Annotated in this window: 26 protein-coding genes; 22 read left to right on the top strand and 4 right to left on the bottom strand. The window is 31.1% G+C overall.

Annotated features, from left to right (window positions below; translation table 11 throughout):
• Window positions 1-18: 18 nt before the first annotated feature.
• From CD135_RS02975 to rplS, 17 genes are all read left to right on the top strand, one after another.
• Window positions 19-639, top strand: coding sequence for a class A sortase (locus CD135_RS02975; protein WP_103268792.1), 621 nt, complete (start codon window positions 19-21; stop codon window positions 637-639).
• Window positions 640-780: 141 nt separating this feature from the next.
• Window positions 781-1,365, top strand: coding sequence for a transcription factor FapR (fapR, locus tag CD135_RS02970; protein ID WP_017000117.1), 585 nt, complete (start codon window positions 781-783; stop codon window positions 1,363-1,365).
• Entirely contained in the window at window positions 1,358-2,344 is a 987-nt protein-coding gene (gene plsX / locus CD135_RS02965; RefSeq protein WP_064204048.1) for a phosphate acyltransferase PlsX, read from the top strand. Before fapR ends, plsX begins: the two co-directional genes overlap by 8 nt.
• On the top strand, window positions 2,337-3,257 hold the full coding sequence (fabD, locus tag CD135_RS02960) for an ACP S-malonyltransferase (RefSeq protein ID WP_103268791.1): 921 nt from the start codon (window positions 2,337-2,339) through the stop codon (window positions 3,255-3,257). Before plsX ends, fabD begins: the two co-directional genes overlap by 8 nt.
• Window positions 3,257-3,994, top strand: coding sequence for a 3-oxoacyl-[acyl-carrier-protein] reductase (gene fabG, locus CD135_RS02955; protein WP_064211536.1), 738 nt, complete (start codon window positions 3,257-3,259; stop codon window positions 3,992-3,994). The genes fabD and fabG overlap by 1 nt, the downstream gene beginning before the upstream one ends.
• A 64-nt stretch (window positions 3,995-4,058) precedes the next feature.
• Complete coding sequence (locus tag CD135_RS02950; protein WP_017000113.1) at window positions 4,059-4,292, top strand: acyl carrier protein; 234 nt, start codon at window positions 4,059-4,061, stop codon at window positions 4,290-4,292.
• A 176-nt stretch (window positions 4,293-4,468) separates the two neighbouring features.
• On the top strand, window positions 4,469-5,080 hold the full coding sequence (locus tag CD135_RS02945; protein ID WP_103268790.1) for a CHAP domain-containing protein: 612 nt from the start codon (window positions 4,469-4,471) through the stop codon (window positions 5,078-5,080).
• A 203-nt stretch (window positions 5,081-5,283) separates the two neighbouring features.
• A complete protein-coding gene (gene rnc, locus CD135_RS02940; RefSeq protein ID WP_017000111.1) occupies window positions 5,284-6,003 on the top strand; it encodes a ribonuclease III in 720 nt (239 codons plus the stop codon).
• A gap of 10 nt (window positions 6,004-6,013) precedes the next feature.
• Entirely contained in the window at window positions 6,014-9,580 is a 3,567-nt protein-coding gene (gene smc, locus CD135_RS02935; RefSeq protein WP_103268789.1) for a chromosome segregation protein SMC, read from the top strand.
• On the top strand, window positions 9,577-10,752 hold the full coding sequence (gene ftsY / locus CD135_RS02930; protein ID WP_064211534.1) for a signal recognition particle-docking protein FtsY: 1,176 nt from the start codon (window positions 9,577-9,579) through the stop codon (window positions 10,750-10,752). Before smc ends, ftsY begins: the two co-directional genes overlap by 4 nt.
• Complete coding sequence (locus tag CD135_RS02925) at window positions 10,739-11,074, top strand: putative DNA-binding protein (protein WP_017000108.1); 336 nt, start codon at window positions 10,739-10,741, stop codon at window positions 11,072-11,074. Before ftsY ends, CD135_RS02925 begins: the two co-directional genes overlap by 14 nt.
• A gap of 11 nt (window positions 11,075-11,085) precedes the next feature.
• Window positions 11,086-12,450 (top strand): signal recognition particle protein, encoded by a 1,365-nt coding sequence (ffh, locus tag CD135_RS02920; protein WP_064204043.1) that lies wholly within the window; start codon window positions 11,086-11,088, stop codon window positions 12,448-12,450.
• Between the two features lie 336 nt (window positions 12,451-12,786).
• A complete protein-coding gene (gene rpsP, locus CD135_RS02915) occupies window positions 12,787-13,062 on the top strand; it encodes a 30S ribosomal protein S16 (protein WP_064211533.1) in 276 nt (91 codons plus the stop codon).
• Window positions 13,063-13,074: 12 nt separating this feature from the next.
• Window positions 13,075-13,302 (top strand): KH domain-containing protein, encoded by a 228-nt coding sequence (locus tag CD135_RS02910; RefSeq protein ID WP_016910740.1) that lies wholly within the window; start codon window positions 13,075-13,077, stop codon window positions 13,300-13,302.
• A 62-nt stretch (window positions 13,303-13,364) separates the two neighbouring features.
• The gene (gene rimM, locus CD135_RS02905; protein ID WP_103268788.1) at window positions 13,365-13,865 is read left to right on the top strand and encodes a ribosome maturation factor RimM; all 501 of its coding nucleotides are present in this window, start codon (window positions 13,365-13,367) and stop codon (window positions 13,863-13,865) included.
• Window positions 13,865-14,587, top strand: a complete 723-nt coding sequence (gene trmD / locus CD135_RS02900; protein ID WP_103268787.1) for a tRNA (guanosine(37)-N1)-methyltransferase TrmD — start codon at window positions 13,865-13,867, stop codon at window positions 14,585-14,587. Before rimM ends, trmD begins: the two co-directional genes overlap by 1 nt.
• Before the next feature lie 133 nt (window positions 14,588-14,720).
• The gene (rplS, locus tag CD135_RS02895) at window positions 14,721-15,071 is read left to right on the top strand and encodes a 50S ribosomal protein L19 (protein WP_103268786.1); all 351 of its coding nucleotides are present in this window, start codon (window positions 14,721-14,723) and stop codon (window positions 15,069-15,071) included.
• A gap of 95 nt (window positions 15,072-15,166) precedes the next feature.
• On the opposite strand, the gene CD135_RS02890 is transcribed toward rplS, so the two are convergent.
• The 4 genes from CD135_RS02890 to CD135_RS02880 all read right to left on the bottom strand — a co-directional run bounded on the left by CD135_RS02890 (window position 15,167) and on the right by CD135_RS02880 (window position 21,416).
• Window positions 15,167-17,206, bottom strand: a complete 2,040-nt coding sequence (locus tag CD135_RS02890) for a YfhO family protein (protein WP_245942514.1) — start codon at window positions 17,204-17,206, stop codon at window positions 15,167-15,169.
• Entirely contained in the window at window positions 17,136-17,738 is a 603-nt protein-coding gene (locus CD135_RS13140) for a YfhO family protein (protein WP_245942513.1), read from the bottom strand. The genes CD135_RS02890 and CD135_RS13140 overlap by 71 nt, the downstream gene beginning before the upstream one ends.
• A 128-nt stretch (window positions 17,739-17,866) precedes the next feature.
• The gene (locus CD135_RS02885; RefSeq protein ID WP_174700879.1) at window positions 17,867-20,461 is read right to left on the bottom strand and encodes a YfhO family protein; all 2,595 of its coding nucleotides are present in this window, start codon (window positions 20,459-20,461) and stop codon (window positions 17,867-17,869) included.
• A 16-nt stretch (window positions 20,462-20,477) separates the two neighbouring features.
• Window positions 20,478-21,416, bottom strand: a complete 939-nt coding sequence (locus CD135_RS02880) for a glycosyltransferase family 2 protein (protein ID WP_017000100.1) — start codon at window positions 21,414-21,416, stop codon at window positions 20,478-20,480.
• A gap of 71 nt (window positions 21,417-21,487) precedes the next feature.
• On the opposite strand from CD135_RS02880, the gene ylqF reads away from it, so the two are divergent.
• The 5 genes from ylqF to CD135_RS02855 all read left to right on the top strand — a co-directional run bounded on the left by ylqF (window position 21,488) and on the right by CD135_RS02855 (window position 26,466).
• On the top strand, window positions 21,488-22,372 hold the full coding sequence (ylqF, locus tag CD135_RS02875) for a ribosome biogenesis GTPase YlqF (RefSeq protein ID WP_017000099.1): 885 nt from the start codon (window positions 21,488-21,490) through the stop codon (window positions 22,370-22,372).
• Window positions 22,353-23,144, top strand: a complete 792-nt coding sequence (locus tag CD135_RS02870) for a ribonuclease HII (protein WP_017000098.1) — start codon at window positions 22,353-22,355, stop codon at window positions 23,142-23,144. Before ylqF ends, CD135_RS02870 begins: the two co-directional genes overlap by 20 nt.
• Window positions 23,145-23,233: 89 nt before the next feature.
• Window positions 23,234-24,400, top strand: coding sequence for an ADP-forming succinate--CoA ligase subunit beta (gene sucC, locus CD135_RS02865; RefSeq protein WP_017000097.1), 1,167 nt, complete (start codon window positions 23,234-23,236; stop codon window positions 24,398-24,400).
• Window positions 24,401-24,419: 19 nt separating this feature from the next.
• The gene (sucD, locus tag CD135_RS02860; protein WP_017000096.1) at window positions 24,420-25,328 is read left to right on the top strand and encodes a succinate--CoA ligase subunit alpha; all 909 of its coding nucleotides are present in this window, start codon (window positions 24,420-24,422) and stop codon (window positions 25,326-25,328) included.
• Between the two features lie 232 nt (window positions 25,329-25,560).
• A complete protein-coding gene (locus tag CD135_RS02855; RefSeq protein ID WP_103268785.1) occupies window positions 25,561-26,466 on the top strand; it encodes a nuclease-related domain-containing protein in 906 nt (301 codons plus the stop codon).
• Window positions 26,467-26,684 lie beyond the last annotated feature (218 nt).

The following is a 26,684-nucleotide window of genomic DNA, read 5'->3' as shown; positions in this document are numbered from 1 at the left end:
TGAGAGTAGGTAAGTATTATGAGATGGGTATTAAGAACAATTGGTGTTTTACTCATTTTAGTATCGATCACGATATTCTTTTGGAATGACGTTAGAACATACTTTACAGAACGCGTAAATGATAAAGTGATTACTTCATACGAAAATCAAGATAATAAAGTAAAAGTAAATCCTGTTGAATCTTGGATTACGAAGACGGAAATGAATGAGCTTGAAATAAATGATAATATGGTTGGTTATTTAAAAATACCGACAGCTGATATTAATGAGCCGATTTTTAAAGGTCCCGCAACAGAACAAAATTTAAAAAATGGTTTATCGTTAGTAGAGGAAGGTGAAAAACTTACAGAACAAAATGTTGCAATAGCTGGTCATAGAGTCGAAGGCGCTGGTATTCGCTTTAACTATTTGGATAGAGCGAAAATTGGAGATAAAGTAGAATTGATTACTAAGGAAGGTAAAAAAACATTTAAAATTGATAATATTAAAAACGTTAAGCCAACACAAGTAGAAGTGTTAAATGAGCATAAAGATAAGCCAAACCAACTCACTTTAATTACATGTGATTCTTATAATCCTGATACTTTATTGTTTGAAGAACGTATGATTTACACAGCAATTGAAGAAAAAAGCGCATAATTAAGACCAAGCGAGTGAAAAAAATAAATTTCACTCGTTTTTTATTGTATAATTTGTTGAGAATATTGTCGTGCCCGTGTTAGTATAAATAAGGTAGGTCATGATAGCAGGTGCTAATTATAGCTATAAGTACATAATAGAATGGATTTGGATGAGATGAAATTAACAAAAGCAAATCGTCAGAAAGAACTTACAAATCGATTAAAAGAAGAACCGTTTGTTACTGACGAAACGTTAAGTGAATATTTTAATGTAAGCATCCAAACTATTAGATTAGATAGAATGGAGCTTGGCATTCCTGAATTAAGGCGTCGTATTAAAGACGTTGCAACAAAACAACATGATGAAATTAAATCATTACCGATAGAAGATGTAATTGGTGAAATTATAGACATAGAATTAGATAAATCCGCAATTTCACTTTTAGATATTAAAGATGAACATGTTTTTACAAGAAATAAAATTGCGAGAGGGCACTATATATTCGCCCAAGCAAATTCTCTATGTGTTGCACTTATTAATGATGAATTAGCTTTAACGACTAAAGGTTCTGTACAATTTATAAAGTCAGTTAAGTTGAATGAGCGAGTAATTGCTAAAGCTACGGTGATTAATAAATCTAAACATATTGCTAAAGTTGATGTAACAAGTACAGTGCATGGAGAGACAGTATTTAAGGGACAATTTGAAATGTATTATGCAAGCGAGGGTGAAAAAAATGGTTAAAATTGCGGTAGATATGATGGGTGGAGATGAAGCTCCAGATATCGTAATAGAAGCGGTAAAAAATGCCGTAAATGATTTTCCGGATTTAGAAATATTACTTTTTGGTGATGAAAAGAAATATAATTTTGAACATGAACGCATCACTTTTACACATACTGATGAGAAGATAACAATGGATGATGAACCTGTAAGAGCTATAAAAAGAAAGAAAAACGCATCTATGGTATTAATGGCTCAGGCTGTGAAAGAAGGTAAGGCAGAAGGTTGTGTATCTGCGGGGAATACAGGAGCGTTGATGAGTAGTGGCTTATTTATTGTTGGAAGAATTAAAGGCATAGAAAGACCAGCGCTTGTCGCAACATTCCCTACGGTTACGGGTAAAGGTTTTGTGTTTTTAGATATTGGTGCGAATTCTGATGCTAAACCTGAACATTTAGTGCAATATGCAAAAATGGGCGAAATTTATGCTAAACAAGTTAGAAGCATTGATAACCCATCATTAGCTTTGCTGAACATTGGTACTGAAGAATCAAAAGGTAATCAACAAACTAAAAAGACATACCAATTATTAAAACAAGAAAGTTTTGATAATTTTATTGGAAACGTAGAGTCAAAATCTTTATTATTAGATGCATGTGATGTTGTTGTTGCAGATGGTTATAGTGGTAATATGGTCTTAAAAACAATCGAAGGTACTGCTAGTGCTATTTTTAAAATGATGAAAGAAGCAATGTTTTCATCAACTAAAAATAAACTCGCTGCATTGACATTAAAAAAAGACATCAATAAAATTCGTGATAAAATGGATTATGCAGAATATGGCGGTTCTGTGTTACTAGGATTAAATGGCGTTGTAGTAAAAGCGCATGGTTCTTCTAATGAGCGTGCATTTTATAACGCGATAAGACAAGCAAAACTCGCTGCAGATACAAAAATCGTAGATAAAATGAGAAAGGCAGTAGGTGATGTAATTGAGTAAAATAGCAATCATGTTTCCTGGTCAAGGATCACAAAAAGTAGGTATGGCAGAAGATTTATACCAAACAGATATCAACGCTACTTCTATCCTAGATAGAGCTAATGAATCATTATCATTCGATTTATTAGATGTTATGTTTAAAGATTCAGAAGGTATATTAGGTTTAACTGAATATACGCAACCAGCTTTATTAACACATAGTACTGCACTGATGAATACTTTAAAAGATATAAACTATGATTATGCACTAGGACATAGTTTAGGTGAATATTCAGCATTAGTATCAGAAGGTGTATTAAAATTCGAAGATGCAGTTCAAATTGTACATAAACGTGGACTATTAATGTCTGAAGCGTTTCCTCAAGGCGTAGGTTCAATGGCTGCAGTATTAGGATTAAATATTGATGAAGTTAGAGAAATTTGTGGAAAATTATCAACAGAAGATGAAATAATAGAACCAGCGAACATAAACTGTCCTGGTCAGATTGTAGTTTCTGGTCACACAACTTTAATTGAAAAATTAGTATCAGAAGGTAAATCATTAGGTGCTAAACGTGTTATGCCATTAAAAGTATCTGGTCCTTTCCATTCTTCTATGATGAAAACTATTGCTGCAGATTTCAAAGCATACATAGATCAATTTGAATGGCACGACGCAGAACACCCAATTGTACAAAACGTTCATGCTAAACCAGAAACAGATCACAACGTTTTTAAAGAAAATATGGTAAAACAATTGTTCTCACCAGTTGAATATAGTCAATCCATTGAATATTTAATTGCAGATGGTGTTGATCACTTTATAGAAATAGGTCCAAACAAAGTTTTATCAGGACTTGTTAAAAAAATAAGCAGAGATGTTAAAATAACTTCAATTCAAACAATTGATGATGTTAAAGGATGGAATGAATAATGACAAAAACTGCACTTGTAACAGGCGCTTCTCGAGGCATAGGTAAAAAAATAGCATTACAACTAGGTGAAGAAGGTTATAACGTTGTAGTCAATTATGCTGGGAATAAAGAAAAAGCAGAAAAAGTTGTCTCTGAAATAAAAACTTTCGGCGTAGACGCATTCGCAATACAAGCTAACGTAAGCGAACAAGACGAAGTAAAAGCAATGATTAAAGAAACATTAAATCAATTTGGAACCATCGACGTACTTGTAAATAATGCTGGTATCACACGTGATAACTTACTTATGAGAATGAAACAAAACGAGTGGGATGATGTAATCAATACAAACTTAAAAGGTGTATTTAACTGTGTACAAGCAGTTACAAGACCGATGTTAAAACAAAAATCAGGACGTATTATTAACTTGTCTAGTGTAGTAGGTTCAGTAGGTAACCCAGGACAAATTAACTACGTTGCAACAAAATCAGGTGTAGAAGGTATGACGAAAACATTCGCTCGTGAATTAGCATCTCGAGGCATTACATGTAATGCTGTTGCACCAGGATTTATTGTTTCTGATATGACTGATCAATTATCAGATGAGTTAAAAGAACAAATGAAATCACAGATACCTTTAGATCGTTTTGGTGAAGATAGTGATATTGCGCACACAGTAGCATTTTTAGCGAGTGAAAAAGCAAATTACATTACTGGCCAAACAATTCATGTTAACGGTGGCATGTACATGCAATAATTTGGTATTATTCATGTTAGTGTGAAATATAAAAGTTTTAAATTATTTAAAGGAGGTGAATGGAATGGCAAGTTTCGATAAAGTAAAAGACATTATTGTAGATCGTCTAGGAGTAGACGCTGAAAAAGTAACACCTGAAGCTTCATTTAAAGATGATTTAGGTGCTGATTCTCTAGATATTGCTGAATTAGTAATGGAATTAGAAGATGAATTTGATATGGAAATCCCTGATGAGGAAGCAGAAAAAATCAACACAGTTGGTGACGCTGTTAAATATATTGAATCATTAGAGAAATAATCCACTTTACAAAATCCCGTAGGTATATGCCTAACGGGATTTTTTATATGTTGATATAGTTAGTTTTAAATCACTCATACACAAATGATGAACTATTCACATATCTATTATTATGTTAAAATGTTGTAATTATTCCATATGGAATAATTACTATACATAAATCATAAGGGGGATATATGAAAGGTAACAGAAAATTTTTATTAACGATGGCACTTACGAGTTTGGCAGTTTTGAATTTGAATGCTCAAGTTGATGCAAAGGAAGGTACCTCAAAAGATAAATCACCTAAGATACAGAATATTGAAGTTGATTATAGAAATTATGATAAAAAAGCAAGTAAAGTTAAGGAAGAAGCAACTAAGTCTTCATCAGCTGCAATGGATTATATAAATTCATTAGAAGGTAAAGGATGGGATTTCGATGGCTATTATGGTTGGCAATGTTTCGATTTAGTTAATTATTATTGGAATTATTTATATGGTCATGGTTTACATGGTGACTACGCTAAAGATATACCTACTGCAAATGACTTTACAGGTGAGGCAACTGTTTATAAAAACACGCCATCTTTTGTGGCTAAACCAGGTGACATTGTTGTATTTAATGAAGACTATGGTTCTGGTGCAGGTCATACTGCTATTGTTTTGAATGGTAATGCTGACGGTAATTTAAATCAATTCCAAAGCTTAGATCAAAACTGGTATGGTGGCGGTGAAGATAAGACAGAAGTAGCACAGCGTATTACTCATAATTATGAAACAGAAATGTGGTTTATTAGACCCAATTAATATGTTAAAGGTATAAATGTTAAGCTTTTCTTAAAATACTCTTAATCTGTTATTTATTAATTTTTAGATTAGGAGTATTTTTATGTATTTTTGCTCAATAGTTTACGATTGTTGTCTAGATAAATAAGTTTATGATAATATTCTTTTTTTTTTATGATATTTAACGTAAAATAGATAGGAAACATAATGTTAGGAGGAAACAAATGTCTAAGAACAAATCTCAAATCATAATGCAATTCAAAGTTAAATTTGATCAGTTTATGTCTAATCTAGATATTGAATTTGAAAATTATGATATTTATATTCAAGCTTTTTCGCATTCTAGTTTTATTAATGATTTTAAACTGGATAAATTAAGTCATAATGAACGTTTAGAATTTTTAGGAGATGCGGTGTTAGAATTGACGGTGTCACAGTTTTTGTATAAGAAATTTCCATTATTGCCTGAAGGTAAGTTAACTAAACTGCGCGCATCAATTGTATGTGAACCATCACTTGTAACATTTGCAATGAGTTTGAACATGAACGAATTATTACTTCTTGGTAAAGGCGAAGAGAAGACAGGCGGACGTGAACGCCCGTCTTTAATTGCTGATGCTTTTGAATCGTTTGTAGGTGCATTGTATTTGGACAAGGGGATTGAAAGTGTAGAAACCTTTTTAAATAAGGTGGTTTACCCTCATGTTATAGATGATAATTATACCGCTAATAGAGATTATAAGACTGAGCTTCAAGAGTTCATGCATAGACGTAATAAAGGTGTCATTACTTATCATCTACTCGATGAAAGTGGACCAGCTCATCACAAGTTATTTACCTCAGAGGTGTTATTAAATGGGGAAGCTTTAGAAATTGGTGAAGGTCGAACGAAGAAAGAATCTGAACAAAATGCAGCTAAAAAAGCGCTGAATAATAGTCGTTAAGGAGTAATTTATGGTTTATTTAAAGTCGATAGATGCATACGGATTTAAATCATTTGCAGAAAATACACATGTTGAATTTGATAATGGTGTAACTGCAATAGTCGGCCCAAATGGTAGTGGTAAAAGTAATATAACGGACGCTATAAAATGGGTGCTTGGTGAACAATCTGCCAAGAGTCTTCGAGGATCGAAGATGGAAGATATTATTTTTAATGGATCTAAAGAACGAAAAAAATGTCAATATGCTGAAGTGAAATTAACTTTAGACAATCATTCTAGAAAACTTAATATAGATGAAGACACAATTACAGTTGAAAGAAGATTATATCGTAATGGTGACAGTGAGTATTATCTTAATAATGAAAGAACTCGATTGAAATCTATATTAGATTTATTTTTAGATTCTGGTTTAGGTAAAGAAGCTTTTAGCATTATATCTCAAGGGAAAGTTGATGAAGTATTAAATGCTAAACCTAGCGATAGACGTTATTTAATTGAAGAAGCTGCTGGTGTACTTAAATATAAAAAACGTAAAAAAGAAGCGACTACTAAACTTGAAGAAACAGAGCAAAATTTAAACCGAGTTGAAGATATAGTATTCGATTTAGAAGCACGTGTAGAACCTTTAAGGGAAGAAGCAGCAATCGCTGAAGAATATCTTTCTTTGAAAGAAGAAATGAAAAAGAGTGATATTACAGTTACTGTTTATGATATTCAAAGCTTAAATAAAGATTTTAAACAATTAGAAACTGATATAGAGCATTTCCAAGCACAAAAAAATCAAAAGACTTCTGAATTAGATGGATTAACATTTAAGTTGAATGATAAGAAAAAGAATCGTGATCAAATTTCATTTAAAATACAAGAATCTAATAAATCTTTAGTAGAAGCGACAGAATCATTAGAGCGTTACACAGGTCAATTAGAAGTTTTAAAAGAAAGACAAAAAAATAGTGATGCTACAAATGAAAGATTAGAAGAAGATAAAAACCTTACGCAATCTCGTATTGATAAAATAACTAATCAAATTAAAGAAATCGATGTTGAACTATCTTCATTTAAGGAAAAACAACAAGTAATGCTTCAAGAGATTAATCAACTTGAAAGCCAACTTTCTAATAATGAAGGTTCTTTCGAGGAACGTATTGAAGAACTGAAAGATCAATATTATCAATTAATGACAGAACAATCTGATATAAATAATGATATTAGATTTTTAGAAGATAAATTAGCAACTCATCAAGAAAAACAATCAAGGTTAGATGGTCGTCAAAAAGAAGTATATGATCATTTACAAAATGTCTGGAAAGAGAAAGAAACAGTAAGTAAACAATTAGAACAAATTGAAACGGATTTGAAAGAAACAACGGAAAAATATAAATCTGATTACGCGATTTTAAAAGAGAAAGAAACAGAGTATAAAGAGTCTGAATCTAAACTTTATCAAGCATATAGATACACTGAACAAATGAAAACACGTATTAATACACTTAAAAGTATGCAAGAAGATTATTCTGGTTTTTATTCTGGTGTAAAGCATGTACTAAAGGAAAAATCTTTAAAAGGCATTGAAGGAGCAGTAGCTGAAATTATTGATACGCCTACGCAGTTAACTACAGCAGTTGAAATTGCGCTTGGAGCTTCATTACAGCATATTATTGTTCGAGAAGAGAAAGATGCAAGATTAGCGATTAAATATTTAAAAGATAAAAAGTTAGGTAGAGCAACATTTTTACCAATGAATGTCATCAAAAAGAGATTTATACCAGATAATGTAGTAAATCAAATTAAAAACAGTCCTGGATTTGTTACAGTAGCATCAGAAGGTGTTCAGTTTGATGAACAGTATCGCAATATAGTAGAGCATTTATTAGGTAGTACGATTATTGCGGAAAGTTTAGAAACTGCTAATGAGCTAGCTAGAACAATTCAATTTAAACATAGAATTGTAACACTATATGGAGATATTATTACTCCTGGAGGTGCGATGACTGGTGGAGGTAAAGAGAAAAAAGCGAGTCTCTTATCTCAAAAAGATGAACTTAAGACAACTGAAGATAAATACCATAACTTTATGAAACAGACAACACAAGTAGAATCAAAAGTTAAAAATTTAAAAGAAGAAATTCAACAATTAGAAAAAACTCTTTCAGAAACACAAGAAAAAGGCACGGAGCTTAGAGCAAGTGAACACGAAGTGACATTGCAGTTAGATTCTATTTTAGCAAAAGAAAAACGTTTAATAGATGAAAATGAAACGTTCGAGTTTGAAAAGAACGATGGTTATAATTTCATAAAAGGGCAAGAAACTTTAAAAGAAAAACAATCATTACTTGTTGAAATTCAAGGACGCCTTAAGTCAATAGATGAAGAAATCAATCAATTAAACGCATCGTTATCTAATAACAAAGATAGTGAAAAAACGATACAAAATTTATTAAATGAAAAACGATCAAACCTCGCAGTGGAAAAAGAGAGAAATCGTCTGAAAGTACAAGATAAAAAACGGTTAACTGAGGATTTAAATGAAAATGAAAATACATTAACAAAAATTTTAGATCAAATTGAATTAGTTAACTCGGATGAATACAGTGGTACTAGTCAGTTTGATGAAGTTGAAAAACAAATAGAACAAAGTACTAATACAAAACTTGAAATAGAAACAAAAATGTCAGAACAACAAGATATGTATAGAGCTATTCAAGAAGAAATTCAAAAACTTGAGGAAGACATAGAAACATTAAGACAAAGTATTTCTGGAATAGAAACAGGTCTACAAGATATGGTAAGTAAACATTCGAAAATAGATATAATGATTGAACACCAGTTGACGCACTTAAGTGAGACGTATCAACTTACATTTGAAAAAGCTGAGTCGATGTATGAAATGCCCGAAGATATTTCAGAAGCACGTAAAACAGTTAAACTCACTAAAATGTCTATCGAAGAATTAGGTCATGTTAATTTGAATGCTATCGAACAATTTAAAGAGGTTAATGACAGGTATACTTTCTTAAGTGATCAAAGAACAGATTTACTAGAAGCTAAAGAAACACTAGAACAAGTAATATTAGAAATGGATAGTGAAGTATCTACACGATTTAAAGAAACATTTGATGAAGTGAATCAACATTTTGGTAACGTATTTAAAACTTTATTTAATGGTGGTAGAGCTGAACTTCAATTGACTGATAAAGATATACTTGATTCAGGCGTGGAAATTGTTGTACAACCACCAGGCAAAAATAGACAGTACTTATCTTTATTAAGCGGTGGAGAACGTGCACTATCAGCAATTAGCTTGTTATTTGCTATTTTGAAAGTACGAACAGCGCCATTTGTTATACTAGATGAAGTTGAAGCAGCGCTTGATGAACATAATGTTATTAGATATGCTGAGTACTTGAATAAACTAAAAGCAGATACACAATTTATTGTTATTACACATAGAAAAGGTACAATGTCATACGCAGATAGTTTATATGGTGTGACGATGCAAGAGGCAGGTATATCTAAACTTGTGAGTGTTAACTTAAAATCAATTAAAGATGAAGAATTGGAGGCATTGCAGTCATGAGTTTTTTTAAACGATTAAAAAATAAATTTGCACCAAGCGATGAAGTAAAAAAAGATGAAATTGAAACTAAAGAGGAACAACCTATAGAAGATTTACCTCCCGAATCAAATGAAAAACAAAATCCTGAAGCGGTAGAACTTAATGATGGTTTAATGTCTTTAGATGAATTTGAAGAGTGGGAATCAGAACAACTAGGTGCTAAATTTAAGCAAGGTCTAGAAAAATCTAGAGAGAATTTCCAAAACAAATTAAATGACTTGTTAGCTGTTTACAGAAAAGTCGACGAAGATTTCTTTGAAGCGTTAGAAGAAATGTTAATTCAAGCAGACGTAGGATTTAATACAGTAATGGAACTTGTTGATGAGCTACGTATGGAAGCTAAACGTCAAAACATTACTGAAACAGAAGAGCTTAGAGAAGTAATTGTAGAAAAAATCGTAGACATATATGTTCAAGGTGATCAAGAGATTGACCGCATGGACATTGAGGATGACAGATTAAACGTTATATTGATGGTCGGTGTTAATGGAGTTGGAAAAACGACTACAATCGGTAAATTAGCGCATAGATATAAACAAGAAGGTAAAAAAGTAATATTAGCCGCTGGTGACACTTTCCGTGCAGGTGCAATTGAACAATTACAAGTATGGGGAGAAAGAGTTGGCGTTGAAGTCATCAGTCAAAAAGAAGGCTCAGATCCAGCTGCAGTAATGTATGATGCAGTTAACGCTGCTAAAAGTCGTGGAGCGGATGTTTTAATTTGTGATACAGCTGGAAGATTACAAAACAAAGCGAACTTGATGAATGAATTACAGAAAGTAAGAAAAGTTATAGATCGTAATATTCCTGGTGCACCACACGAAGTATTGTTAGCTTTAGATGCAACGACAGGTCAGAATGCTTTATCTCAAGCCAAATCATTTAAAGAAGTAACTCAAGTAACAGGTATTGTGTTAACTAAGCTTGACGGTACAGCAAAAGGTGGTATTGTATTAGCCATACGTAATGAACTACAAATTCCAGTTAAATTTGTAGGATTAGGTGAAAAAATGGATGATTTACAACCATTTGATGCTGAAAGTTACGTATATGGGTTATTTGCTGATATGATTGAATCAAATGAAAGTGTTGAAAATACAACTGAAGAAGTGGATGAAGATGAAAGAAAATAATGATTTAATCAAAACAATGCGCATGAATTATCTGTTTGATTTTTATCAAGGATTATTAACTGAAAAGCAACGCAACTATTTAGAACTATATTATTTGGAAGATTATGCTTTAAGTGAAATTGCAGAGACTTATCAAGTGAGTCGACAAGCTGTATATGATAATATAAAACGGACAGATGAGTTGTTAGAAGAATATGAAACGAAATTGCAACTCTTTAAAAAATTTAAAGAAAGACAGTCTATAATACAAGAATTAAAAAGATTGTCATCAGATAATCAAGAAATTAAGCAAGCTATAAAACGCTTAGAGATTCTTGAATAGGAGGAGAAATTATGGCATTTGAAGGTTTATCCGAGAGACTTCAAGCCACGATGCAACGCATCAAAGGTAAAGGTAAGGTAACTGAACAAGATATTAAAGCAATGATGCGTGAAGTACGTTTAGCATTATTAGAAGCAGACGTTAACTTTAAAGTCGTAAAGAAATTTGTTAACACTGTTTCAGAACGTGCCCTTGGCGCAGATGTTATGCAATCTTTAACACCTGGACAACAAGTTATTAAAATTGTTCAAGATGAATTAACAGCTTTAATGGGTGGAGAAAATAGCAAAATTAATATGAGTACTAAGCCACCAACAGTGGTGATGATGGTTGGTTTACAAGGTGCAGGTAAAACGACAACTGCTGGTAAATTAGCTATGCTAATGAGAAAAAATTATAATAAAAAGCCTTTATTAGTAGCATGTGATATTTATAGACCGGCTGCTATTCAACAATTACAAACAGTTGGTAAACAAATAGATGTCCCTGTCTATACTGAAGGAGATCAAGTAAGTCCTAAAGAAATTACGGAAAATGCATTAAAATATGCTAAAGAAGAACACTTGGATTTTGTTATCATTGATACAGCTGGACGACTTCATATTGATGAAGCATTAATGAATGAGTTGGTTGATGTGAAAGAAGTTTCTACACCTGATGAAATCATGTTAGTTGTAGATGCAATGACTGGTCAAGATGCTGTAAATGTAGCAGAATCATTTGATGAAACTTTAGATATTTCAGGTGTTACATTAACGAAATTAGACGGAGACACACGTGGTGGTGCTGCCCTATCTATTCGTTCTGTAACTGAAAAACCTATTAAATTTATCGGTATGAGTGAAAAATTAGATGGACTTGAATTATTCCATCCAGAACGTATGGCATCTAGAATCTTAGGTATGGGTGATGTATTAAGTTTAATCGAAAAAGCTCAACAAGGTGTAGATGAAACAAAAGCTAAAGAATTAGAAAAGAAAATGCGAACTTCTGCGTTTACATTCGATGATTTCTTAGATCAGCTAGAGCAAGTTAAAGACTTAGGTCCATTAGATGATTTAATGAACATGATACCTGGAGCTAATAAAATGAAGGGTATGAAAAATGCAAACATGGATCCTAAACAAATAGATAATGTTCAAGCTATTATTAGATCTATGACATTAGAAGAAAGAAGTAATCCAGAAATACTGAACGTTTCTAGAAAACGTCGTATCGCTAAAGGTTCTGGTCGTTCATTACAAGAAGTGAATAGATTGATTAAACAATTTGGCGAAATGAAAAAAATGATGAAACAATTTACTGGTAGCAATAAAAAAGGTAAAAAAGGCAAAAAAGGTAGCAATCCATTCCAAGGAATGAATTTACCATTTTAATTTAAAATAAATTACTAACAAGTAATTGTCGCGATTTTGTAAAGTGATGACGCCCAGGGGAATAGTATGCGCGAGAGACTAAAGGCTCGGGCCATACTCCAGGCAAGCATTCACTTTCAAAATCGAGTATAAATAAATTCTCCTAATCCGTTAATTAAATATATAAGGGATTAGGAGAATTATTTTGAGTATGGTTAGATAGAAATCCATCTTTTTATAAACAAATTTTAGACAAATTTAAATTGGTAAAGAGAAAACACTTTACAAACTTTTTATATCCTGTTATAGTATTTACTTGTAGAAAAGAAATTATAAATGAGTAAGGAGTTTTTAAACATGGCAGTTAAAATTCGTTTAACACGCAAGGGTTCAAAAAGAAACCCATTTTATCGTATAGTAGTAGCAGATGCACGTTCTCCACGTGATGGTCGTATTATCGAACCAATCGGTACTTATGATCCAGTTGCTAAATCAGGTTCAATTGTTAAAATTGATGAAGAATTAGCTTTAAAATGGTTAAAAGATGGAGCAAAACCAACTGATACAGTTCGTGATATCTTATCAACACACGGTATCATGGAAAAATACCATAATTCTAAACTTTCTAAGTAAAGATAGATTATAATGGAAAAATTAATACAAACAATTATAGTACCGCTCGTAGATTATCCGGAGAACATCAATATATCTAAAGATGAACAAGATTCTAGCATTACGTTCAATATAGACGTTCATGAAGAGGACATTGGCAGAATTATTGGTAAGAAGGGCAGAATGATTAAAGCAATTCGTACAATTGTGTCTGGTTCAATGAACGAGTATGGAAAGAAAGTGTTTGTAGAGGTTAATTAAGAGTGCCTACTTTGGTGCTCTTTTTTATTGTTGATGAAACAACAGTTAGGAGGCAATGCTAGATGAACGTTGAAATTGGGAAAATCGTAAATACGCATGGAATCAAAGGTGAAGTCAAAGTAATGTCTGAATCAGATTTTACTGATGAAAGATTTCAACCTGGTCAACATGTAACAGTTAAACATAGTAAAGAGGAACAAACTTTTGTAATCGCATCTCACAGAATGCATAAAAATTTTCATTTATTAACGTTTGAAGGTGTTCAAAACATAAACGAAATTGAGCACTTAAAAGGTTCTAAAATTTTTCAAGAGCAAGAAAATGATGCAATTGAATTAGATGAAAATGAATATTATTATTCAGATATAATCGGTTGTACAGTATTCGTCGAAAAAGATGCAATTGGAGAAGTAACAGAAATTTTTGAAACTGGTGCAAATGATGTGTGGGTGGTTAATGGAGAGAAAGAGTATCTCATTCCTTATATTGAAGATGTTGTTAAAGACATAGACATTGAAAATAAATCAATCAGAATAGAACCGATGGAAGGTTTATTAGACTAATGAAAATTGATTATTTAACTTTATTCCCTGAAATGTACGAAGGTGTTCTTAATCATTCTATTATGAAAAGAGCTCAAGATAAAAATATCGTATCATTTAATACAGTGAATTTTAGAGATTATGCAAATAACAAACATTCACAAGTAGATGATTATCCATACGGTGGCGGACAAGGTATGGTATTGAAACCAGAACCAATCTTTAACGCCTTGGAAGATTTAGATAAAACACCAGATACAAGAGTTATTTTAATGTGCCCTCAAGGAGAACCGTTTACACAGGAAAAAGCTGAATCATTATCTGAAAGTGAACACATTGTGTTTATATGCGGTCATTATGAAGGATATGATGAAAGAATTAGAACGCATTGTGTAACAGATGAAATATCAATAGGTGACTATGTATTGACTGGCGGAGAGCTGGCGAGCATGACAATGACAGACGCAATTGTAAGATTAGTACCAGGAGTTTTAGGAAATCAAGTATCTCATGAAGATGATTCATTTTCATCTGGTTTACTTGAACACCCACAATATACAAGACCGGCTGATTATCAAGGCATGAAAGTTCCTGATGTATTGTTATCAGGGAATCATGCAAACATCGACAAGTGGAGACATGAACAATCTCTATTAAGAACTTTGGAAAGAAGACCGGATTTATTAGAGCAATATCCACTAACTGAAAAAGACAAAAAATTTCTAAACAACAATAAAAAATAGATTGAATGAAAATAAGCATTATGATATAGTATTATAAGTGTGTGAGCACAAAATCACTATGATCCGCTGCCAGCATTGAATGTATTTTAAATTTATTATTGGGCAAGAACATAGTCAGAAGGAGAGAATATAAATGAGTAATCATAAGTTAATCGAAGCAGTAACTAAAGACCAATTACGTACGGATATTCCTACATTCCGCGCAGGTGGCACTTTACGTGTTCACGTACGTATCGTTGAGGGTAGCCGTGAGCGTATCCAAGTATTCGAAGGTGTAGTAATCAAACGTCGTGGTGGCGGAATTTCAGAAACATTTACAGTTCGTAAATTATCTTACGGTGTTGGAGTTGAACGTACATTCCCAGTACACACTCCTAAAATCGAAAAGATTGAAGTTAAACGTCGCGGTAAAGTACGTCGTGCGAAACTTTACTACTTACGTAGCTTACGTGGTAAAGCTGCTCGTATTAAAGAAATTAGATAAATTAAAATATAAGGGTTTGTCCTTTATTTTAAGTAGAAAACCGGCTGAGACATTTTGTCTTAGCCGGTTTTGTTTTTTAATTTTGAGAAAGAAATTTATATTTTAGAATCTTTTTTACGTATAGTTTTACGAAATACAATTAATAGTATGACACCTATAAACATTGCGACCATACTCGTTTTAAATAATGGCGGTTGATAAGTAATGATAACTTTCTTTTGACCTTTTTCAACAGGAATACTAGACATAATATAATTTACTTTCTTTATATCTACAGGTTTCCCATCAACGGTAGCTTTCAATCCTTCTCTATAGACAAGTGGCATGACGAGATGACCAGAAGGGTGTCGTTTCATATCAATTTGGTAGTGATTATTTTTATTGTGAAACTTAATATCTTGATTTTTACTTTGTTTCACAGCATTTTTTAAAGTTGAAAAATCTTCTCCTTGAATTGATTTTAAATCAAAATGATAAGTGCCTTTTTTAAGTTTGATATGCACAGTATTTTGAGCTCTTATATTTGCTGTAGTTGTATGGCTAGGTCTTACATAAGTATATGATAATTTATGCCTGAAAATTTTATGTTCATTCACTTTAATGTAATAATTTTTGTCTTTTGGTTTCTTGATCTCAGCATCTATCATTAAATATAAATCTTTATATTTTTCTGAAGTGTCTTTAGGTAGATTAATTGTTAAACCACCGCCATCTTTTGTAACAGTTAATTCTTTATTGTCTAGTTTTGCATTGTTATACGAAATTTTAGACGAATCAAGTAAATCTTTTGGCTGTTTAATTTGTTCTTTTGAGTCTTTATGATTATCAATCATTCCATTTAACATAGCATGTTCTTTAACTAGTGGTGTATTTAAATTTTTATCATTAAATACTTTATTAACAACTCGAGCACTAGGTAGTTTTTTTGTATTTTCATATATGCGATTAGTTCTATCTTGATCCTTATACGAATCAATTCTCTCAGTGTTAGTAGGGTAATGTAAGTCGTTCTTATCCTTGATTACGTAATCGACGTTAAACAAGCTGTTTAAGTTACTTCTTTCTGAAAAGCCAGCATAATAACTATTGCTATTTTTAGGCATACTCACAAATAAATCTTTTTCATAAAACTTTAATATATCTGCATTGTATATACTGCTATACAGTTTTGCGCTATTAAAGTTATAGTACATAGGTGAATTGACTGTGATTGGGCTCAACATATCGATTCTTCTTAAATCATCTATTTTATTTTCTTTTAAATGATTAATTTTAGAAGCTGTTTTCTCTGTATATATATGAGAATCTTTAATGGAATCCTTCTTAGGTGTATATTTTGAAAGTATTTTATTTTGATAGTCATAAATTAAAGCAAATTGACTCGCCATTAAAACGATACAAATAAGAATATTAATATATTGGTGTTTATAAGTTATTTTAAACAATAGTAAAATGCATAAAATAGGTACAAAAATTAACCAATAATAAAATGTTTGTTGCCAAATAGCTGTTACTAAAATAGCGGTAATAGGTAATATTGACGCTAATAAAAACTGTTTGATCGTTATTAATTTAATGTGTTGTACTACCATAGCGGTTAAAATAGCAGTAGATAACGCTAGAGCGTAAACCCATCTTCTTTGAGGCATTGAGAACCCGTTAAAAAATGAATCGAAATATGGTGATAGTGAGCCAATAAGACATATGATTGTAGCTATAGCAAAGAGCTTAAAATAATACTTTTTATATAAAGGGCGTAAAAATAAAGAAGTAACAGATAAGAAAGAAATAGTAATATAAAATCCACCATATAATACATTATATTGTTTTATAAATGGGATTATTAAATCAACATTATTATTCATGATACTTCGGTCATTTTCTAAGTAAGATAAAACACCTTGAACGAATCCAAAATTACCAATTAAAAAGGCAATAAATACTGAAACGATTGTATAGATGAATTTTTGCTTTATATTTACGATGTCTTTTTCATATTTAAATATAATTCTATATAACACATAGAATGCTAAAATGATAAATTGATAATAAGTAAAATAAAAATTAGATGTTATTGTGATTGCAATAGCTATAATGAGTACTGTAGGTTTTTTTTTGGGTAAATAATCGCTCAATTCCTAATAATGCTAAAGGAAGATAAAACATAACATCACTGAAAAACGACCATGTAAAAGTAAAGTAATAATACACAGTTGACCAAGCGTATAAAATACTTCCTGCAAAGGCTAATACTCTATTTAAATGATATTTTAATAATAATAAGTATGTAATAAAAATAATACATGCACATTTAAAGATAGCAATCACAATTTGGTTGGTTAATACGATATTTAGCAGGTCCTGTGATTGTGAAAAAAATTGATAAGCTAGAACGAATACAATTCCTATCCAAGCAAATGGTGAGGTAGCGTAATAATAACTTAGATCAGAGAAGTAGTCTCCTCCTAATCCAAAATCAATATCGTAAAACATTGTAAATAGTTTAGCATGTTGTATGAGATATATTTGAAAAGGTATCATTTGTTTTAATCCATCACCAATACTTGTATATAAATAATCATAATTCATAAATTTATAGATAGTTGGTATATAAAAAATTATCGCGCAAAATAATGTAATGAATATTAAATAGATGATTTTTTTCATTTTGTCCCTCTTTGTTATGTGATATATAATTAGTTTATTATTCCCATATAATGGTATCATCAAACTTTTATAGTTTGAAAAAGCATACATATGAACAAGTTTTAAATTGTATATGTATGCTTTTGATACTAACTTTTATTCACTTTTCTTGTATATAAACATGATAATATTATCGAAATAATGGATACGAAAATCATAGTTTTAAAGAAAGGTGGTTTATATTGTATTTTAATATGTTTACTATTTTTAGACACGTTTACACCAGTCATAATATGATTCACTTTCTCGACTTGAACTTCTTTATTATCTACAGTAGCAGTCATACCATTTCTATAAGGGATATTAATGACTGCCATGCCACCACTGTGATTATTTAAATCAATATCAATAGCGCCATTTTCTTCTTTATAAGAATAATTTTTCTTTTTGTTTGCGGATTTTAAAGTTTTGTAATCTTCTCCATACAATCCTTGTAATTTTAGATTATATGTTCCGTTCGTTAAAGCAATAAATATTTTACCATCACTAGTAACAGGTACCCTATATAATAAATCATCTTGTAACATTCTATACTTTGAATCCTCAAACAAGCGATTATTAGAATAATCATTGATTTGAATAGAGAAGTTAGATTGTGGTGGTTTTCTCTCAAGATGTAGCATTAAATACATATCTTTATATTTTTTAGCAATCTCTTTAGGAAGTGTAATTGTTAAACCATCACCATTTTTAGGAACAGTTAAAATATTGTTTTTATATTTTGAATTTCTTTCTGTAATATTCGTTTGATTTAATAAATTAGGTGCATTTTTAATTTGTGAATAATCACTACTATGACTATCAGTAATAACGCCATTTATCATCGCATGTTCTTCATCTAAAGGTGTTTTAAGTTGTTTTTGATTATAATACTTATTAGTAACTTTAACAGCAGGTAACATTTCTTTGTTTTTTAATATTTGATATTTACCGTCATCACTTACAACTTTAAAGTTAGCAGGTGATTCTTTTTCATAACTTTTCTTCATAAGGTATTTAGTTGACCATAAACTATATAAATTAGATCTATTTTGCATATTACTATAACGGCTTAAAGATTCATTTTTCAAATTAATTTTAGCTTTAGAAAATAAATAATCATATAATTGACCATCAAAAATACTTGAATATAAACTCATACCTTTAAATTGTTGGTACATAGGTGTATTGTCTTGTTCTAAAACGCGCCAAGCAATTCTTTCATCACTTTGTGTATTTTGCTTGATGTCATCTATATGAGCACGTTGTAATCCACTATCAAAAGTACTCGCTTGAATAAAGAATGTATTTGCTCTTCTTTCATGGTCTTCATGATAGATTTGGTTTTTACTATGTTCTTTGGATACAAAAAATGATAGTAATAGAACGCCAAAAACATAAATAATCATTATTAAAGTTTTGTACGATTTCATGATTAACAGAAATAATCCAATAATAAATAATACTGGTAACATCCAAATCCAAATAACATAATCTTTAGTGATCAAATAGCTAGATAATATAACAATGAAGCTCGGAATACAGGTGAATATATATGTTTTTAAGGATAAGGATTTAAAATAATATATATATTGTGCTATAAGCCCACTAGAGAAGAAAGTAAGTAAATAATGCCATCTTTTCTGAGGGGCTGAGAATCCGTTAAATACACTATCTATAAAAGGTATAAAGCTAGCAATAATGAATAGAATTGTAAATATACTAAACATCCGGTAGAAATAATTTTTATAAAGTTTAAAAGTTAACAAAGCTTGAATAGTTAAAAATAATACGACAATTAAATAGTTATCGTAAAAAATATTGTCGTGTTTTGTGAAATCAGATAATAAAGGTATTTCACCTTGATAAGTCGCTCTATTATTGCCTATAAAGCCTCTTGCTGAATGGAAAAATATCATAATACTACAGCCAAAACCTAGTAAACTTGCGATGAAAAATACTTTGAACTGTTGCCATTTAAGTACTACATCGTCTTTATGTTTAAAAGTAAATCGATAAATAAAATATAAAATTCCTATTAAAACTTGATAATAAGCAAAATAGAAATTATTAATAAAAGTAAGAGCAACAATTAAGATAAACATTCCAATTTTTTTATTTTTTAAAAATCGTTCTATACTTAATAAAAGTAAGGGTAATAAAATAAAAACATCACTAAAAAACGGCCAGTATACTGTAAATCTAAAGTATATAGGTGACACAGCAAATAGAAAGGCTGATACTACAGAGCTTAAACGATTTAAATCGATTTTTTTAGTGTAAAAGTAGACTGATATCATAATTAAAAAAGATTTTATAATAGATAATACAATAGCGTTTTGTGCCCAAAAAAGCATGCGCTCTGTATCAAAATTAAATATGAATGAGCTAATCCAGATAACAATGACATTTATAATAAATAAGATATTAGTAGAGAAATAGTAAGCAAAATCAGTTAACATATCTCCACCTAAACCTAAATCTGTTGTGTAGAAGAATGAGCCTTTTGTCCAATGCTCATATAAAAACATTTGTATAGGTAACATTTGTTCAATACCATCATTTGGTCCAGTGAAAATCACGCCATCTTTAAAATATCTATATATGACATAACCATGTCCTAAAATAGCTAATAGCCCAAGCAAAAGAATAAATTTAATTGTAGATTGTTTAGTATATAAGAATTTTTTAAATCGTTTTATCATATAGGTCACCTGTTACTCATTCATCTATATTGTTATTTTTCATATTCGTTTGATCTATTATATACTTTGGACGATTTTTAGTTTCATAATATATTCTACCAATATATTCTCCTATAACACCAAGGCTGAATAATTGTAAACTACCTAAGAATAAAATGGCGGAAATAATCGTAAAGTAACCAGGTTCTTCGATTCCGTGTAACACGATATTTATAAATGTGATTAAAATGTACAATAAACATACCACCATTGTAACTCCACTAAAATAAAAACAAATCCTTAAAGGTTTATTATTAAAACTAATTACGCCATCCATTGCATAATCTAATAATTTAAAGAAAGAGAATTTAGATTTCCCTTGATTTCTATCTTTATGATTAAATGTAATAGTTGTTTTAGAAAAGCCTACCCATTCAAATATCCCTTTTGAAAATCTATTATATTCAGTTAAATTTAAAATAGCTTGTAAAACATTTTTAGAAATTAAACGAAAGTCACCTTCGCCACTTTTAAACTTAACATCAACAATATACTTAGAAAGTTTATAAAAAGCATTGGCTGGAATACGTTTTAAAAATGATTCGTTTTCTCTATTTCTCGAAGCTACAACTTGATGATAGCCTTCTTCATATAATTTAATGAATTCAGGTATCAATTCAGGAGGATGTTGCATATCTGAATCCATAATAATTGTTGCATCACCATTTGCGTGTTCTAATCCGCAAAACATTGCTGACTCTTTACCGAAGTTCTTGGAGAAAGAAATGTATTTAACATTAGAATCAGAATTCGCTAAAGTTTTCATCATATTTAATGAATTGTCTGTAGAACCATCATTTATAAAAATAAGTTCAAAGTCATATGGTAAATTAACAAAGACGTTCGCAACTTTTTCATGTAAAATAGAGATATTAGTATCCTCATTGAAAACGGGTACTACAATTGAAATTAACATAACAAACCTCCTATATAGATATGGTAAATATATCACATTTCTATAGTTTAGAATAAGAAAGGATAATATAAATGACAATACAATGGTTTCCAGGTCATATGGCCAAAGCTAGAAGAGAAGTAACTGAACAATTAAAAATGGTAGATGTTGTATTCGAACTCGTTGATGCTAGAATACCACTTTCGTCAAGAAATCCAATGATTGATGAAATCATAAACCAAAAACCTAGAGTTGTAATACTCAATAAAAAAGATATGTCTAAACAAAGTGAAACAGATAAGTGGACACAATACTTTAAAAATGAAGGGTTCTTTCCTGTTCAAATTGATTCAAAACACGGTAAACATTTAAATGAATTAATGAAAGCTGCAAAAGCTGCAACTAAAGATAAATTCGATAGAGAACGTAGGAAAGGGTTGCGTCCTAGAGCAATCAGAGCGATGATTGTTGGTATTCCGAACGTAGGAAAATCAACGCTCATTAATAAATTAGCCAAAAAAACGATGGCTAAAACAGGAAACACACCAGGAGTTACAAAAAAGCAACAATGGATAAAAGTTGGTAAAGAATTAGAATTACTAGATACACCAGGTATATTATGGCCAAGATTTGAAGATCAAGCAATTGGTAAAAAATTGAGTCTTACTGGCGCAATTAAAGATAGCATAGTGCACTTAGATGAAGTAGCAATTTATGGATTAAATTTCTTGATTGAAAACGACCCTGAAAAATTACAAAAATTTTATCAAATAGAATTAACAGAAGAAAATGATGTTGTAGAATTATTTGACCAAATTGGTAAAAGAAGAGGCATGCTGAAAAGAGGAAATGAAATAGACTATGAAGCAGTTACAGAACTTTTAATTAGAGATTTAAGAAATGCTAAAATCGGTAATTATTGCTTTGATATATATGAAGAAATGAAGGATAGTCTCTATGAAACAAAAGACAATTAAAGAAATATCTATTGAAATCAATGAATATAAAAGCTTTGAAGATGTAGAAACTTCAATTTATAAAGACGATTTAAGAAAAGGTGTTCAAGCAGCTTTAAATAAAAAGCAAAAACAGATAGAACAGCTACAAAAATTAGAAACACAATATTTAAGAATGAGCGAATATGAAAACAAATTGTTAGAGAATAGTAGCGATGCTTTAATATGTGGTATTGATGAAGTAGGAAGAGGTCCACTAGCTGGGCCAGTTGTTGCCAGTGCGGTGATATTGGAACCAGGGCACAATTATATCGGTATAACAGATTCTAAAGCTTTATCTCAAATGAAACGTGAATTATTCGAACAACAAATTCATGCACAAGCTTTATCAGTCGGCATAGGAATAGCAACTGTAGAAGAAATAGATGAACTAAATATTTATCAAGCAACAAAAGTTGCGATGTTAAGAGCTATTGAACAATTAAATGTGAAACCAGATCATTTACTAATTGATGCTATGCAATTAGATATTGATATACCTCAAACTTCTATAGTAAAAGGGGATGCCAATAGTGTATCTATTGCTGCAGCAAGTGTAATTGCAAAGGAATATCGTGATCGTTTAATGAATGATTATAATAGCCAATATCCTGGATATGAATTTGATAAAAATAAAGGTTACGGTACAAAAGCTCATTTAGAAGGTGTAGAGAACTATGGAATAACACCAATTCATCGGTTATCTTTCGAACCAATTAAGACAAAAGTGAAATATTATTCTAACAATTCCTGAAATTAGACCATCCTTGTTTACAATAACGCTTACATTTTCTATAATTGAATAGTAAGCAAACATTAATGTATGTATTAGGAGGATGGAGAATGAATATCCATGAGTATCAAGGTAAAGAGATTTTTCGCTCTATGGGCGTAGCTGTACCTAATGGTTCAGTGGCTTTTTCACCTACTGAAGCAGTAGAAAAAGCAAAAGAATTAGATTCAAATGTATATGTAGTGAAAGCGCAAATCCATGCCGGTGGGCGTGGTAAAGCTGGTGGGGTTAAAATTGCTAAGTCTATTGATGAAGTTCGCGAGTATGCGAAAGAATTATTAGGCAAAGTACTTGTAACACATCAAACTGGCCCAGAAGGTAAAGAAGTAAAACGACTTTTAATTGAAGAAGGTTGCGATATTCAAAAAGAATACTACATCGGTTTTGTAATCGACAGAGCAACTGATCGTATTACATTAATGGCATCTGAAGAAGGCGGAACTGAAATTGAAGAAGTTGCAGCTGCAACTCCTGAAAAAATCTTCAAAGAAGTAATTGATCCAGTAACTGGTTTAATGCCTTATCAAGCAAGAAGAATAGCTTTCAATATTAACATTCCAAAAGAATCAGTTAATAAAGCTGTAAAATTAATGATGTCTTTATATAATGTGTTTGTAGAAAAAGATTGTTCAATTGTTGAAATCAATCCACTTGTAACAACAGGTGACGGTGAAGTTTTAGCACTTGATGCAAAAGTGAACTTTGACGATAACGCTTTATTCAGACATAAAGATATCGTTGAAATGCGTGACTTAGAAGAAGAAGACGAAAAAGAAATCGAAGCATCTAAATATGATTTATCATATATTGCATTAGATGGAAATATTGGTTGTATGGTAAACGGAGCTGGTTTAGCTATGGCTACGATGGATACAATTAATCACTTCGGTGGCAATCCGGCTAACTTCCTTGACGTGGGGGGCGGCGCTACGAAAGAAAAAGTTACTGAAGCATTTAAAATCATATTAGGAGATTCTAAAGTACAAGGTATTTTCGTAAATATCTTCGGTGGAATTATGAAATGTGATGTTATTGCGGAAGGTATCGTAGCTGCTGTTAAAGAAGTTTCATTAGATATGCCTTTAGTAGTTAGACTTGAAGGTACTAATGTAGAACAAGGTAAAAAAATCTTAAAAGAATCTGGTTTAGCAATCGAACCTGCATCTATCATGGCTGACGGTGCTCAAAAAATTGTTAAATTAGTTCAAGAACGATAAGAGAAAGGCGGAGAGTTACGTGAGTGTATTTATCGATAAAGATACGAAAGTGTTAGTACAAGGTATTACTGGTGCAACAGCACTTTTCCATACAAAACAAATGTTAGACTACGGTACACAAATCGTTGCAGGTGTTACACCTGGTAAAGGCGGCCAAGTAGTTGAAGGTGTACCTGTATTTAATACTATAGAAGAAGCGGTAGAAGAAACAGGTGCTACAGTTTCAGTTATTTATGTACCAGCACCATTTGCTGCAGATGCAATCATTGAAAGTGCAGATGCAGAATTAGATTTAGCTATTTGTATTACTGAACATATTCCAGTTATAGATATGATCAAAGTTAAACGTTACTTAGAAGGTAAGAAGACACGATTAGTAGGACCAAACTGTCCTGGCGTTATCACTGCTGACGAATGTAAAATAGGTATTATGCCTGGTTACATCCATAAAAAAGGTCATGTAGGTGTTGTATCACGTTCTGGTACATTAACTTACGAAGCAGTACATCAATTAACACAAGCTGGTATCGGTCAAACAACAGCAGTTGGTATTGGCGGAGACCCAGTAAACGGAACAGACTTCATTGACGTGCTAAAAGCTTTCAATGAAGACGATGAAACATATGCTGTTGTAATGATTGGTGAAATTGGTGGAACAGCGGAAGAAGAAGCAGCTGAATGGATTAAAGCTAATATGAACAAACCAGTAGTTGGCTTTATCGGAGGACAAACAGCCCCTCCAGGTAAACGTATGGGACACGCTGGTGCAATCATTTCAGGTGGTAAAGGTACTGCATCAGAAAAAATCAAAACACTTAATGAATGTGGTGTTGATACAGCAGATACACCATCAGTTATTGCAGAAACATTAATAAACCGTATCAAAAAAGAAGACGGTCTATATGACAAATGCTTAACAATCAAATAATTTAAAAATAATATAGAATAAGTACAGTGAATAACAATCAATATTCGCTGTGCTTATTTAGTGTTTTCTTTTTAAAGAATAAAGTTAAATATTATTTCATAATTTTAATCTATGCCCTTAAAAATTAGTAATTATCTATTTTTAAGGGCATTTTTTATGTGAAAAGATAAGATAGACAACGATAAAAAGAGATATTATAATAAATGTAAAAAAATGACATAAGGAGTGAGCGATGAATAATAATACAGAAGCACTATATTTAAAATCTTTAGAATCTAGGTATGATAATGATTATGAGACACGAAATAAATTAATGGGATTAGAAGGCGAATTAATTGTAAATAAAACATTGGAAAATATTAATTATGTTGTTTATGCTCATAATCTAGAATTTACAGTCGATAAGAAATTTCAGGTCGATTTTTTAATTGTCCATAATAACCAGATAAGTGTATTAGAAGTTAAACATTATTATGGGGACTTCCATTTTTTCAACTCTTACATGCAAAGTTCATCAAATAACACTTATCCACTTCCGTTTATGCAACTCAGTATAGCGAAAAATAACCTCCAAAAACTATGCGATGAAATAAATATTAATCTCCCAATTCAAGAATATTTAATCTTTTCGAATCCCACATTTACGGCTCAATCTACTATTCCAAATAAATCTCAAGTCTTATTAAGATCAGAATTCTATAAATTCTCTAAACTTTTTCAATCATTTCAAGTAGCGAAAGATAAAGCGATATTAAATCAAATACTTCAAAAACAAAAAAGGTTTTCTCAACTATTTAAAAGTATTGAAAAACCTGACTTCAGCTTAATTAAGAAAGGAATTAAATGCCCTAACTGTAAAAACTTAAATACAATGGTTATCGAAAAGCGAAAGAAAACTACTACTTGTATTTGTTGTAATAAAGATTTTAAAAGAAATGAATTATACTATTTTAATATTAGAGAACTAGCAGTTATTAAAGGTGAAGAAGGATTTACTTTAGCCGAAGCAATGGAATGGTGTGATGCAGAAAATATATATACAATTCGCAGAGTTTGTAATAAATACTTTGAATCTAAAGGGCAACGATACAAGAAATATACATTAAAAGAGAATGAGATAGCGAAAGAAGTGCTCTAACGTGCAAGACGGATAGAACAAGCTCGTTAGAAAACGTAACATGCAAGAGTGAGGAAACAAGCCCGTTAGCGCATAAAAATCAGTTGAAACTTAAAAAAATCGAATGAAATATAGCGAAAGAAGAATATGTCCATATAATTGTGTAATAAAAAAAGAGCCAAATATAGCTCACTTTAGTACAATGTAATCGACTAAGAAAATATTGTAGAGGTGACCTA

Origin of the sequence: Mammaliicoccus lentus (genome assembly GCF_002902755.1) — a bacterium.
Lineage (GTDB): Bacteria > Bacillota > Bacilli > Staphylococcales > Staphylococcaceae > Mammaliicoccus > Mammaliicoccus lentus.
Note: the sequence above shows the minus strand (reverse complement) of the source record. Positions and strands in the feature narration are given on the sequence as shown.